Genomic DNA, 240 nt, shown 5'->3' on the forward strand with positions numbered 1-240 from the left:
GACCCCGGAGACGCCCCCGCCGGGCGGGCCGCCCGAGCCGGCGTCGCCCCCACCGCCGAACTTGCCGCCGGCGTGCAGGATCGTCATGACGACCTCGACGGCCGGCCTCCCCTCGGTGGGGTGCAGGTCCACGGGGATGCCGCGGCCGTCGCCCGCCACGCGCACGCCGCCGTCGGCCTGCAGCGTAACGTCGATGCCGGTGGCGTAGCCGGCCAGCGCCTCGTCCACGGAGGTGTCCAA

General features: G+C 77.5%; 1 pseudogene. It reads right to left on the minus strand.

Annotation, left to right across the window (positions count from 1 at the left end):
- Positions 1 to 240 (minus strand): annotated as a pseudogene (locus KVS67_RS12935) (DNA topoisomerase IV subunit B); the annotation flags it as partial.

The sequence above is a fragment of the Micrococcus sp. GbtcB5 genome (assembly GCF_019091605.1).
GTDB classification, from domain to species: Bacteria; Actinomycetota; Actinomycetes; order Actinomycetales; family Micrococcaceae; genus Micrococcus; species Micrococcus luteus.